Consider the following 255-nt stretch of genomic DNA (forward strand, 5'->3'; position numbering starts at 1 on the left):
TAGGGGGACTCGAACCTCCGACCTCACGCTTATCAGGCGTGCGCTCTAAACCAACTGAGCTATAGGCCCAAAGAAGCAAAGAATCATATGAGAGGTAAATCCCTCAAAACTGAATAAGATTGATGAATCTAATGTAAGTTTCCGAAATTTCCTTAGAAAGGAGGTGATCCAGCCGCAGGTTCTCCTACGGCTACCTTGTTACGACTTCACCCTAATCATCTGTCCCACCTTAGACGACTAGCTCCTAAAAGGTTA

1 rRNA gene is annotated in these 255 nt (G+C 45.5%); it reads right to left on the minus strand.

The features are described from left to right. Nucleotides 1–156: 156 nt before the first annotated feature. Nucleotides 157–255: ribosomal RNA gene (locus KTJ72_RS07245) — 16S ribosomal RNA — on the minus strand; the annotation flags it as partial.

This window comes from Apilactobacillus waqarii (assembly GCF_019061205.1).
GTDB lineage: Bacteria > Bacillota > Bacilli > Lactobacillales > Lactobacillaceae > Apilactobacillus > Apilactobacillus waqarii.